Raw genomic sequence first — 11956 nt, 5'->3', positions numbered from 1 at the left:
CGGTTCACCGGAAATACGTTTAATCGCGGTGATTTTTTTTATAGCCGTTTTTAGCGATTGAGCCGTTTATGAGCACCATTCCGTTGACAAAGCGTGGCGCAGAGCAACTGCGCGATGAATTGCAGCGCCTCAAGTCCGTCGAGCGGCCGGCCGTGATCAACGCGATCGCGGAGGCTCGCGCACAGGGCGATCTGTCCGAAAACGCCGAATACGACGCTGCGAAAGAAAAACAGGGCTTCATCGAGGGTCGCATCGCGGAAATCGAATCGAAGCTGTCGGCCGCGCAGGTCATCGATCCCACCGTGCTCGACGCCGAAGGCCGCGTGGTCTTCGCATCGACGGTCGAACTCGAGGATCTCGAGTCCGGCGACACCGTCAAGTACCAGATCGTCGGCGACGACGAAGCCGATATCGATCACGGCCTGATCTCGGTCAGCTCGCCGATCGCGCGCGCGCTGATCGGCAAGTCCGAAGGCGACGTCGCGGCCGTGCAGGCGCCGAGCGGCGTGCGCGAGTACGAAATCATCTCGGTCAGCTATATCTGAAGCGGGGCGACGTGATGCCGCATCGCGTGTTCCGTCTGCTGTCGGCCGTGTGGGTCGGCAGCCTGCTGACGATCGGGTATGCGGTCGCGCCCGTGCTGTTCCGGACGCTGGAGCGGATGACGGCCGGCTCGGTCGCCGCCCAGCTGTTCCGCATCGAGGCGATCCTCGGTGTGGTATGCGGCGTGCTGCTGCTCGCGCTGTCGAACCAGCAGGTGCGGCGCGGCAGCGGCGATTATCGTCGCGTGCGCTGGATCGTCGCGGCGATGGTCGCGTGCGTGCTGGTCGGGTATTTTGCGTTGCAGCCGTTCATGAACGCGCTGCGGGTGGCCGCGATGGAGGCGGGCACCGATATCGCGAACTCGCCGTATGCGAGCCGCTTCGGGATGCTGCACGGCGTCTCGAGCCTGTTCTATCTCGTCGAGAGCGTGCTGGGGCTGATGCTGATCTGGCGTCTGCCGGCGCAAGACGCCTGAATGGCCTGAGCGCCGCGCGGGCAACGCGGCACGGGGTGCCCCGTGCCGCGCGGCGGGATTACTTGCCCTGGTGCGGCCGCTTCGTGCTGGCCTGACGCTTTTTCGCGCGCTTCACCGTGCCGCCTGCCGTCACGCGCTCGTTGCCGCGCACCGTGACCTTCACCGGCCGCGGACGGCGCACCGGGCTCGCGTTCGGCGACACCTTGACGACCTTGACGGTGCGCGGTGCACGGCCTTTCTTGTCGTCGACGGCTTCGGCCGCGCTCGGCAGCGCGCCGGCACGACGGCCGCGGGCCGGGGCCGTCACGGCAGCCTCGGGCTTCCAGATCACCAGCAGCTTGCCGATGTGCTGGATCGGCGCCGCGTTCAGGCGGTCGCAGATCTCGTCGTAAATGGCGACGCGCTCGTCGCGCTCGTCACCGAACACACGGATCTTGATCAACTGGTGCGCAGCGAGGTGCACCTTGATTTCCTTCAGCACGGCGTCGGTGAGCCCTTCGGCGCCGATCAGCACGACGGGCTTGAGCGCATGGGCCTGGGAGCGCAGCGCGGAGCGCTCGGCGGGGGAAAGCGAAAGGGCGGGCATGGAAATGTCGAAATCTAAATAGGGGCGCGCTGCGTCAGAAGCGAATCGCGGGAAGTTACCGCATCAGCCGCGCGCCGAAACCACGTAAAATCGCGGCTTGGGCCCGGAAGGGGCCGCAGCCGCGCGAAGAAGACGCGTATTATCCGCCAAAAGCACGGCTTCACGAAGCAAATAGCAGCAATCTCTCTCTCGAATGGCAAAAAACCGCTTTAACCAGCACTGGCTGCACGACCACATCAACGACCCGTACGTCAAAATGGCGCAGCGGGAGGGCTATCGCGCGCGCGCCGCGTACAAGCTGAAGGAAATCGACGAGCAGGACAAGCTGATCCGTCCGGGCCAGGTGATCGTCGACCTCGGCGCGACGCCGGGCAGCTGGAGCCAGTATGCCCGCAACAAGCTCGCGCAGGGCAAGAAGCGCGACGCGGAGCGCGAAGGCGGCATCGACGGCACGATCGTGGCGCTCGACATCCTGCCGATGGAGCCGATCGCCGACGTCCACTTCCTGCAGGGCGATTTCCGCGAGGACGACGTCCTCCACCGGCTCGAAGAAGTGCTCGAAGGTCGCGCGGTGGACCTTGTTATTTCCGACATGGCCCCCAACCTCTCCGGCGTGGCCTCGGCGGACGCGGCGCGCATCGAGCATCTGTGCGATCTGGCGCTCGAATTCGCGCAGAATCATCTGAAGCCGGACGGTGCGCTGCTCGTGAAGTGCTTTCACGGCAGCGGCTACAGCCAGATCGTCGAAAAGTTCAAACAGCAGTTTAAGACTGTCGCGCCGCGCAAGCCGAAGGCGTCCCGCGACAAATCGTCCGAAACGTTCATTTTGGGTCGGCATCTGAAGCATCCGCGCTGACGCGCAGCGGCGTGCCGCAAACGGGCTCCGGCCCTTGCCAGACAAGCGAAGCGCTATCGCGGCGGTTGTCAATCCTTATGGCAGGGGTGGTCGGACTGGATTAGAATGACCGAGGAGCGCCGCAAGGAAAATGTAGGCGCTCGTCTACGAGTGAAGGAGTGGTGCTTTGAACAACAATATGTTTTCGAAGGCAGCAGTGTGGCTGGTGATCGCACTGGTGCTGTTTACGGTGTTCAAGCAGTTCGACAAGCCCCGCGTCCAGGAAGGTGTGTCCTATTCGCAGTTCATGGACGACGCCAAGAACGGCAAGGTCAAGAACGTCATCGTTCAGGGGCGCAACCTCACCGTCACTCCGGCTGATGGCCAGAAATACCAGATCGTGTCGCCCGGCGACATCTGGATGGTCGGCGATCTGATGAAGTACGGCGTGCAGGTCAGCGGCAAGGCCGACGACGAGCCGAACGCGCTGATGTCCGCGCTGTACTACCTCGGGCCGACGATCCTGATCATCGTGTTCTGGTTCTACATGATGAGGCAGATGCAGGGAGGCGGCAAAGGCGGCGCATTCTCGTTCGGGAAATCGCGCGCGCGGCTGATCGACGAGAACAACAACGCGGTGAACTTCTCCGACGTCGCGGGCTGCGACGAAGCGAAGGAGGAAGTGTCCGAGCTCGTCGACTTCCTGCGCGACCCGCAGAAATTCCAGAAGCTGGGCGGTCGCATTCCGCGCGGCGTGCTGCTCGTCGGCCCTCCGGGTACCGGCAAGACGCTGCTGGCCCGCGCGATCGCCGGTGAAGCGAAGGTGCCGTTCTTCAGCATCTCGGGCTCCGATTTCGTCGAAATGTTCGTCGGCGTCGGCGCGGCCCGTGTGCGCGACATGTTCGAGCAGGCGAAGAAGCACGCGCCGTGCATCGTGTTCATCGACGAAATCGACGCGGTCGGCCGTCATCGCGGCGCCGGCATGGGCGGCGGCAACGACGAGCGCGAGCAGACGCTGAACCAGATGCTGGTCGAGATGGACGGCTTCGAAGCGAACTCGGGCGTGATCGTGATCGCCGCGACCAACCGTTCCGACGTGCTCGACAAGGCGCTGCTGCGTCCGGGTCGTTTCGACCGCCAGGTCTATGTCGGCCTGCCGGACATCCGCGGCCGCGAGCAGATCATGCGCGTGCACCTGCGCAAGGTGCCGATCGCGAACGACGTCGACGCAGCGGTCATCGCGCGCGGCACGCCGGGCTTCTCGGGCGCCGATCTCGCGAACCTCGTGAACGAAGCGGCGCTGTTCGCCGCCCGCCGCGGCAAGCGCATCGTCGAGATGCAGGATTTCGAGGACGCGAAGGACAAGATCTTCATGGGTCCGGAGCGCAAGTCGGCGGTGATTCGCGAGGAAGCGAAGCGCGCCACGGCTTACCACGAGTCGGGCCACGCGGTGATCGCGAAGCTGCTGCCGAAGGCCGATCCGGTACACAAGGTCACGATCATCCCGCGCGGTCGCGCGCTGGGCGTCACGTGGCAGCTGCCGGAGCATGACAACGAGACGTATTCGAAGGATTACCTGCTCGACCGCCTGGCGATCCTGTTCGGCGGCCGCGTGGCCGAGGAGCTGTTCCTGAACCTGATCAGCACCGGCGCGTCGGACGACTTCAACAAGGCCACGCAGACGGCACGCGCGATGGTGGCCCGTTTCGGCATGACCGACGCGCTCGGGCCGATGGTCTACGTCGACGACGAGAGCGACAACGGCCCGTTCGGCCGAGGCTTCACGCGCACGATCTCGGAAGCGACGCAGCAGAAGGTCGACGGCGAAATCCGCCGCGTGCTCGACGAACAGTACGGCCTTGCACGCCGCCTGCTTGAAGAGAACCGCGACAAGGTGGAGGCAATGACGGCCGCGCTGATGGAGTGGGAAACGATCGACGCCGATCAGATCAACGACATCATGGAAGGGCGTCCGCCGCGCTCGCCGAAGAGTTCGCCGGCTGTCGGCGGCGATTCGTCGGGCGGCGGCACCACCGCCGAAGTGAAGCCCGGCAACGCGCCGGCGCCTGCTTCGCCGGCCTGACCTTCGCCGTAGCACCGTTCACGGGCTGGTGTGGCTTCACACCGGCCCGTTTTGCATTCATCAACGCCTCCCGCCCGTGCCCGATTCCGCTGTTTCAGCATCCATTCCAGCGCCGCTGCAGTGCGGCCGTTTCTCCCTGACGTTCGAGCGCCCGCTCGTGATGGGCATTCTGAACGCCACCCCCGATTCGTTCTCCGACGGCGGCCGCTTCCTCGCGCGCGACGATGCGCTGCGCCAGGCCGAGCGGATGATCGCCGAAGGCGTCGACCTGATCGACATCGGTGGCGAGTCGACACGCCCCGGCGCGCCGCCCGTGCCGCTCGACGAGGAACTCGCGCGCGTGATCCCGCTGGTCGAAGCGTTGCGGCCGCTGAACGTGCCGCTGTCGATCGACACCTACAAGCCGGCCGTGATGCGCGCGGCGCTCGCTGCCGGCGCGGACCTGATCAACGACATCTGGGGTTTCCGTCAGCCGGGCGCGATCGATGCGGTGCGCGAGGGTAACAGCGGGCTGTGCGCGATGCACATGCTCGGCGAGCCGCAGACGATGCAGGTCGGCGAGCCCGATTACGGCGACGTCGTGAGCGACGTGCGCGATTTTCTCGCCGCGCGCGCGCAGGCGCTGCGCGACGCGGGCGTCGCGCCGCAACGGATCTGCGTCGATCCGGGCTTCGGGTTCGGCAAGGCGGTGGTCGACGACAACTACGCGCTGCTGGCCGCGTTGCCGGACACGGCGCCGGCGCGGCCCGACGGGCGCGCGTATCCGATTCTCGCGGGCATGTCGCGCAAGTCGATGCTCGGCGCGGTGATCGGCGGCAAGCCGCCGATGGAACGCGTCGCGGCGAGCGTGGCGGCCGCGTTGTGCGCGCTCGAGCGTGGAGCTGCGATCGTGCGCGTGCACGACGTCGCGGCGACGGTCGATGCGTTGAAGGTCTGGAACGCCGTGCGCGAAGCCGCGCGGCAACGATAAGTCAGAAATCAGAAAGACGAAGGAGGAAGGTTCGCCATGGGACGTCGATATTTCGGCACGGACGGCATTCGCGGCACGGTGGGCGAGGCGCCCATCACGCCTGATTTCGTGTTGCGTCTCGGCTATGCAGCCGGCAAGGTACTGGCCGGTGCGGCCGACGTCGCGGCCGGTGCACGGCCGACGGTACTGATCGGCAAGGACACGCGCGTGTCGGGCTACATGCTCGAGGCCGCGCTCGAGGCCGGCTTCTCGGCGGCCGGCGTCGACGTGATGCTGGCCGGCCCGATGCCGACGCCGGGCGTCGCGTATCTCACGCGCGCGCTGCGCCTGTCGGCCGGCGTCGTGATCAGCGCATCGCACAACCCGTACCAGGACAACGGGATCAAGTTCTTCTCCGCCGACGGCAACAAGCTGCCCGACGAAACGGAAGCCGAAATCGAGGCATGGCTCGACAAGCCGCTCGAATGCGCATCGTCGGACCGGCTCGGCAAGGCGCGCCGCCTCGACGATGCGGCCGGCCGCTACATCGAGTTCTGCAAGAGCACGTTCCCGGCCGCCTACGATCTGCGCGGGCTGAAGCTCGTGATCGATTGCGCGCACGGCGCCGCGTACCAGATCGCGCCGCACGTGTTCCACGAGCTCGGCGCGGACGTGATCCCGGTCGGCGTCGCGCCGAACGGCTTCAACATCAACGACGGGGTCGGCGCGACGGCGCCCGACGCGCTGATGCGCGCGGTGCGGGCGAACCATGCGGACCTCGGCATCGCGCTCGACGGCGATGCGGACCGCCTGCAGGTCGTCGATTCGACCGGCCGGCTGTACAACGGCGACGAGCTGCTCTACGTGCTCGTGAAGGACCGCATCGCGACCGTCGGCAAGGTCGACGGCGCGGTCGGCACACTGATGACGAACCTCGCGGTCGAAGTTGCGCTGCAGCGTGAGGGCGTCGAGTTCGTGCGCGCGGCGGTCGGCGACCGCTACGTGCTCGAACAGTTGCGCGAGCGCGGCTGGCAGCTCGGCGCGGAAGGCTCGGGCCACATCCTGTCGCTCGACCGCCACTCGACCGGCGACGGCATCGTGTCGGCGCTGCTCGTGCTGGCCGCGCTCAAGCGCAGCGGCCGCACGCTTGCGCAGATGCTCGACGGCGTCACGCTGTTCCCGCAGAAGCTGATCAACGTGCGGATGAAACCGGGTGCCGACTGGAAGGGCAACGCATCGATTCGCGCGGCGATCGACGCGGCCGAAGGCGCGCTGGCCGGTCACGGCCGCGTGCTGATCCGCGCGTCGGGCACGGAGCCCGTGCTGCGCGTGATGGTCGAGGCCCGGCATGCGGCCGACGCGACGCGTCACGCGGAAGCGATCGCCGACGCGGTGCGCGCGGCGACGGCCTGAACCGGCTCGGCGACGGCGCGCGACGGTCCGGCCGTGTGCGCGCCGCCGCCCCGGTGATTCGACATGCGGCGCCTGCGGGCGCCGCAATTCGTCAGACGCAAAGGTTTGCGCTATTAAACAGAAGGCGCTTTCGACGCGGATTTCATCTGATCAAAGAAATCCTCCGTCCCTGAATCGTGACAGCCGCGGCAAGGGGCTTTCCGGCCCGCGCGCGCTGCGATACGATCCGCTCGCAACCCGCATCGGCGGGCGCGGATCTGCCTCTTCCCGACCGGCAATTCTTGCCGCCAACCCCGCCACGCCGCGCTTGTGCTGCTGCCCGAACCGGGCCCGCTACACCCTTTCAACCAGTCATGTTACTGTCACGCCAGTTTCATCGATTGTCACATTATCGTCATGAGGAGCCCCTAACCTTCGCGGTGCCGTAGTCATCCGCTCACACACTGGAGGTCTCATGAAATTGATGCAAACCGCGATTGCCGGCCTGGCTGGCGCGCTTTTCGCAGTCGCCGCGCAAGCTGCCGACATCACGGGCGCAGGCAGCACGTTCGCGATGCCGATCTATACGAAATGGGCTGCGGACTACCAGCAGTCCGGCGGCGCGAAGGTGAACTACCAGGGTATCGGCTCGTCGGGCGGCCTGAAGCAGATCGTCGCGAAGACGGTCGATTTTGCCGGTTCGGACGCGCCGCTGAAGGATGACGAACTCGCGAAGGAAGGCCTGTTCCAGTTCCCGACGGTGGTCGGCGGCGTGGTGCCGGTGATCAACGTGCCGGGCGTGAAGGCTGGCGAACTGACGCTGTCGGGCCCGGTGCTCGGCGACATCTATCTCGGCAAGATCAAGAAGTGGAACGACCCGGCGATCGCCGCGCTGAACCCGAAGGTCAAGCTGCCGGATACGGACATCGCGGTCGTTCGCCGCGCTGACGGCTCGGGCACGAGCTTCATCTGGACGAACTACCTGTCGAAGGTCAACGACGAATGGAAGTCGAAGATCGGCGAAGGCACGACGGTCAACTGGCCGACGGGTACGGGCGGCAAGGGCAACGACGGCGTCGCGGCGTTCGTGCAGCGCCTGCCGGGCGCGATCGGCTACGTCGAGTGGGCGTACGCGAAGAAGAACAACATGATCTACACGGCCCTGAAGAACTCGACGGGCACGGTGGTCGAGCCGAAGACCGAAACGTTCAAGGCCGCTGCTGCAGGCGCGAACTGGTCGAAGTCGTTCTACCAGATCCTGACGAACCAGCCGGGCAAGGAAGCATGGCCGGTCGTCGGCGCGACGTTCGTGCTGCTGCACGCGAAGCAGGACAAGCCGGAGCAGGGCGCCGAAACGCTGAAGTTCTTCAGCTGGGCGTTCAAGAACGGCGAGAAGGCTGCCGACAGCCTCGACTACATCTCGCTGCCGGCATCGGTCGAGACGGAAATCCGCAAGCAGTGGAAGACGAAGGTGACGGACGCATCGGGCAAGCCGGTCGCCGCAGAGTAAGCCATCCAGCGGTTCGCTGCCCGGTCGTGCCGGCCGGGCAGTGTGTGCGGTAAGGCCGGGCGTTACGGCGTCCGGCGATCCAGAACAGGCGCCCATGTCTGATATTTCGTACACGTCCTCCCGGTCCGATGCCGCGCAGCAACGCGCGCCGAGCCGTCTCGGAGACGTTCTGTTCGGCGGCCTCGCACGGCTCGCCGCGATCGTGACCCTGCTGCTGCTGGGCGGGATCATCGTTTCCCTCATCATTGCGTCGCTGCCGACCATCCAGAAGTTCGGCCTCGGCTTCCTGTGGCAATCCGAGTGGGATCCGAACTCGGATGTCTACGGCGCAGTCGTGCCGATCTACGGCACGATCGTGACGTCGTTGATTGCACTCGTCATCGCGGTGCCGGTCAGCTTCGGCATCGCGCTGTTCCTCACCGAACTGTCGCCCGTGTGGCTGCGCCGCCCGCTCGGCATCGCGATCGAACTGCTCGCCGCGATTCCGTCGATCGTGTACGGCATGTGGGGCCTGCTCGTGTTCGCGCCGATCTTCGCCGAATACTTCCAGAAACCGATCGGCCATCTCTTCAAGGACGTGTGGGTGCTCGGTCCGCTGACGGCCGGCGCGCCGATCGGCATCGGCATTCTCGCGGCCGGCGTGATCCTCGCGATCATGATCATCCCGTACATCGCATCGGTGATGCGCGACGTGTTCGAAGTCACGCCCGTGCTGCTGAAGGAATCGGCGTACGGGATCGGCTGCACGACGTGGGAAGTGATGTGGAAGGTCGTGCTGCCCTATACGAAGACCGGCGTGATCGGCGGCGTGATGCTCGGCCTCGGCCGCGCGCTCGGCGAAACGATGGCCGTGACCTTCGTGATCGGCAACACGAACCTGCTCGACAGCGTGTCGCTGTTCGCACCGGGCAACAGCATCACGTCGGCGCTCGCGAACGAATTCGCGGAAGCGCAACCGGGCCTGCATACGTCCGCCCTGATGGAACTGGGCCTGATCCTGTTCGTGATCACGTTCATCGTGCTGTCCATCTCCAAACTGCTGCTGCTTCGTCTCGAGAAGGGAGAGGGCAAGAAATGAGCGAGCCCATCATGAATTTCCCGGGGCCGAACGGCGCCGCGCTCGACGCGATGCGCAACCGCCTGCAGCGCAAGCGCAAGGTGACCAACGCGATCGCGCTGACCGCGTCGCTCGCCGCGATGGCATTCGGCCTGCTGTGGCTCGTGTGGATTCTCTACACGACGGTGCATCTCGGTGTCGGCGGCCTGTCGCTGCAGCTGTTCACCGAATCGACGCCGGCACCGAACACCGAAGGCGGCGGCCTGGCGAACGCGATCGCCGGCAGCCTGCTGCTGTGCGGTTTCGGCACGCTGGTCGGCACGCCGATCGGCATCCTCGCGGGCGTCTATCTCGCCGAATACGGCCAGAAGAACCTGCTGGCGAGCACGATCCGCTTCATCAACGACATCCTGCTGTCGGCGCCGTCGATCGTGATCGGCCTGTTCGTGTACGCGATCGTCGTCGCGAAGTCGGGGCGCTTCTCGGGCTGGGCCGGCGTGATCGCGCTCGCGCTGCTGCAGATCCCGATCGTGATCCGCACGACCGAGAACATGCTGAAGCTCGTGCCGAACGCGCTGCGCGAAGCAGCCGTCGCGCTCGGCACGCCGAAGTGGCGCATGGTGCTGAAGATCACGCTGCGCGCGTCGGTCGGCGGGATCGTGACGGGCGTGCTGCTCGCGGTCGCGCGGATCGCCGGCGAAACGGCGCCGCTGCTGTTCACGGCCCTGTCGAACCAGTTCTTCTCGGTCGACATGAGCCAGCCGATGGCCAACCTGCCCGTCACGATCTACAAGTTCGCGATGAGCCCGTTCGCCGAATGGCAGTCGCTCGCATGGGCGGGCGTGTTCCTGATCACGCTCGGGGTGCTCGGACTCAACATCCTGGCGCGCTCGATCTTCTCGAAAAAGTAACGGCGGAGCAATCCGATGAATATGGCAGAAAGCCACCTGAATCCCGTCGAGCGCACCGCTGCGCCCGCCGGCACGCACGATGCGTCGCATGGCCGTCCGCTGGCGCCGCTGAACGCGAAGATCGAGGTCAACAACCTCAACTTCTTCTACAACAAGTTCCACGCGCTGAAGAACATCAACCTGCGCATTCCCGAAGGGAAGGTGACGGCGTTCATCGGCCCGTCGGGCTGCGGCAAGTCGACGCTCTTGCGCACGTTCAACAAGATGTTCGCGCTCTATCCGGAGCAGCGCGCCGAAGGCGAAATCCTGATGGACGGCGAGAACCTGCTGACCACCAAGCGCGACATCTCGCTGCTGCGTGCGCGGATCGGCATGGTGTTCCAGAAGCCGACCCCGTTCCCGATGTCGATCTACGACAACATCGCGTTCGGCGTGAAGATGTTCGAAAAGCTCACGCGCTCGGAGATGGACGATCGCGTCGAGTGGGCGCTGACGAAGGCCGCGCTGTGGAACGAAGTGAAGGACAAGCTGAACCAGAGCGGCTACGGTCTGTCGGGCGGCCAGCAGCAGCGTCTGTGCATCGCGCGCGGCATCGCGATCCGTCCGGAAGTGCTGCTGCTCGACGAGCCGTGCTCGGCGCTCGACCCGATCTCGACGGGCCGCATCGAGGAACTGATCGCGGAGCTGAAGAGCGACTACACGGTCGTGATCGTCACGCACAACATGCAGCAGGCCGCGCGCTGCTCGGACTTCACGGCCTACATGTACCTGGGCGAGCTGATCGAATTCGGCGAAACCGAAAAGATCTTCATCAAGCCGGTGCGCAAGGAAACGGAAGACTACATCACCGGCCGTTTCGGCTGATGACGGAGAACCACAACCATGTCGGATAAACATCTGTCGAGCCAGTTCGACGCGGACCTGAATGCCGTGTCGTCGAAAGTGCTGGAAATGGGCGGGCTCGTCGAGTCGCAGATCGTCGGCGCGATGCATGCGCTGAACGAATTCGACCGCGATGCGGCCGAGAAGGTGATCGCGGCCGAGGAAACGCTGAACGCGATGGAAGTCGACATCGACCAGGAGTGCGGCAACATCATCGCGCGGAGGCAGCCGGCCGCGCGCGACCTGCGTCTTCTGATGTCGATTTCGAAAACGATTACGAACCTCGAGCGCGCCGGCGACGAGGCCGAGAAGATCGCGAAGCGCGTGCGCCGCCTGATCGAAGAACCGGCCGCGCGTGCGGTGAACATCGCCGAGATCAAGGTGTCGGGCGAGATGGCCGTGACGATCCTGCGCCGCGCGCTCGACGCGTTCGCGCGCCTCGATACGGTGGCGGCCGCGCAGATCGTCAAGGACGACAAGGAAATCGACCTCGAATTCCGCGCGTTCGTGCGCAAGCTCGTGTCGTACATGCAGGAAGATCCGCGCACGATCTCGGTCGGCCTCGAGTATCTGTTCATCGCGAAGGCGATCGAACGGATCGGCGACCACGCGAAGAACATCGCCGAATTCATCATCTACATCGTGAAGGGCACCGACGTGCGGCACCAGCCGCGCGACACGCTCGATCGCGAAGCCAACAGTTAATCGACTCCGTATAGGAAGAACAGAGGTG

General features: G+C 65.4%; 12 protein-coding genes. 11 read left to right on the top strand and 1 reads right to left on the bottom strand.

What is annotated here, in order from left to right; translation table 11 throughout:
* Positions 1-68: 68 nt before the first annotated feature.
* Both greA and DIE17_RS23950 read left to right on the top strand, forming a co-directional pair.
* The gene (greA, locus tag DIE17_RS23955) at positions 69-545 is read left to right on the top strand and encodes a transcription elongation factor GreA (RefSeq protein WP_021163362.1); all 477 of its coding nucleotides are present in this window, start codon (positions 69-71) and stop codon (positions 543-545) included.
* 14 nt (positions 546-559) lie between these two features.
* Positions 560-1018 (top strand): DUF4149 domain-containing protein, encoded by a 459-nt coding sequence (locus tag DIE17_RS23950; RefSeq protein ID WP_044844897.1) that lies wholly within the window; start codon positions 560-562, stop codon positions 1016-1018.
* 58 nt (positions 1019-1076) lie between these two features.
* Here the strand turns inward: DIE17_RS23950 and DIE17_RS23945 are convergent, their stop codons facing one another.
* On the bottom strand, positions 1077-1604 hold the full coding sequence (locus DIE17_RS23945) for a YhbY family RNA-binding protein (protein ID WP_124487583.1): 528 nt from the start codon (positions 1602-1604) through the stop codon (positions 1077-1079).
* 193 nt (positions 1605-1797) lie between these two features.
* Between DIE17_RS23945 and DIE17_RS23940 the strand changes: the two genes are divergently transcribed.
* From DIE17_RS23940 to phoU, 9 genes are all read left to right on the top strand, one after another.
* On the top strand, positions 1798-2460 hold the full coding sequence (locus DIE17_RS23940) for an RlmE family RNA methyltransferase (RefSeq protein WP_124487584.1): 663 nt from the start codon (positions 1798-1800) through the stop codon (positions 2458-2460).
* 166 nt (positions 2461-2626) lie between these two features.
* A complete protein-coding gene (gene ftsH, locus DIE17_RS23935; RefSeq protein ID WP_044844894.1) occupies positions 2627-4522 on the top strand; it encodes an ATP-dependent zinc metalloprotease FtsH in 1896 nt (631 codons plus the stop codon).
* Between the two features lie 28 nt (positions 4523-4550).
* On the top strand, positions 4551-5492 hold the full coding sequence (gene folP / locus DIE17_RS23930; RefSeq protein ID WP_124487585.1) for a dihydropteroate synthase: 942 nt from the start codon (positions 4551-4553) through the stop codon (positions 5490-5492).
* 36 nt (positions 5493-5528) lie between these two features.
* The gene (glmM, locus tag DIE17_RS23925; protein WP_044844892.1) at positions 5529-6884 is read left to right on the top strand and encodes a phosphoglucosamine mutase; all 1356 of its coding nucleotides are present in this window, start codon (positions 5529-5531) and stop codon (positions 6882-6884) included.
* A gap of 454 nt (positions 6885-7338) precedes the next feature.
* Positions 7339-8373 carry a phosphate ABC transporter substrate-binding protein PstS gene (pstS, locus tag DIE17_RS23915; RefSeq protein ID WP_124487586.1) on the top strand — a complete coding sequence of 345 codons (1035 nt, stop codon included), beginning with the start codon at positions 7339-7341 and terminating at the stop codon, positions 8371-8373.
* 94 nt (positions 8374-8467) lie between these two features.
* Complete coding sequence (pstC, locus tag DIE17_RS23910; RefSeq protein WP_044844890.1) at positions 8468-9451, top strand: phosphate ABC transporter permease PstC; 984 nt, start codon at positions 8468-8470, stop codon at positions 9449-9451.
* A complete protein-coding gene (gene pstA / locus DIE17_RS23905) occupies positions 9448-10341 on the top strand; it encodes a phosphate ABC transporter permease PstA (protein WP_124487587.1) in 894 nt (297 codons plus the stop codon). The genes pstC and pstA overlap by 4 nt, the downstream gene beginning before the upstream one ends.
* Before the next feature lie 15 nt (positions 10342-10356).
* Positions 10357-11205, top strand: coding sequence for a phosphate ABC transporter ATP-binding protein PstB (gene pstB / locus DIE17_RS23900; protein WP_124487588.1), 849 nt, complete (start codon positions 10357-10359; stop codon positions 11203-11205).
* An 18-nt stretch (positions 11206-11223) separates the two neighbouring features.
* Complete coding sequence (gene phoU / locus DIE17_RS23895) at positions 11224-11928, top strand: phosphate signaling complex protein PhoU (RefSeq protein ID WP_044844888.1); 705 nt, start codon at positions 11224-11226, stop codon at positions 11926-11928.
* Positions 11929-11956 lie beyond the last annotated feature (28 nt).

The sequence above is a fragment of the Burkholderia sp. Bp9099 genome (assembly GCF_003857805.1).
Lineage (GTDB): Bacteria > Pseudomonadota > Gammaproteobacteria > Burkholderiales > Burkholderiaceae > Burkholderia.
Note: the sequence above shows the minus strand (reverse complement) of the source record. Positions and strands in the feature narration are given on the sequence as shown.